The organism is Adlercreutzia sp. DFI.6.23 (assembly GCF_024462535.1).
GTDB lineage: Bacteria > Actinomycetota > Coriobacteriia > Coriobacteriales > Eggerthellaceae > Adlercreutzia > Adlercreutzia rubneri.
The window spans coordinates 1-291 of record NZ_JANGBP010000731.1; the positions used below are offsets into that span (position 1 = coordinate 1).

Sequence of the window (291 nt, forward strand, 5' to 3'; positions counted from 1 at the left end):
TCGAAAGGCCCACCGACTTCATAACGGCGAACTCGCGGGGGCGCAGGATAAGGCTGTTGGTCACCGTGTTGAACACGTTGGCCATGGCGATGAGCGCCAGAATAACGGCGAACAGCAGGCAGAACACGTTCACCACCGTGGCGATCATCTGGTTGGAATCGCGCTGCTCGATGTAGTCGTTAAAGGAGTAGATCGCCAGCCCGTAGGGACTCTTGTCATGGAAGTACGCGCTGCCGGCCGTCGCCAGCTCCTCGGCGAGCGCGCCGTGGTCTCCATCGGCAGAGTCGAAAT

General features: G+C 60.1%; 1 protein-coding gene. It reads right to left on the reverse strand.

From position 1 onward, the window contains the following. Positions 1-291 (reverse strand): hypothetical protein (locus NE591_RS15255; RefSeq protein ID WP_256157101.1); only part of this gene is annotated, 291 nt, incomplete at both ends.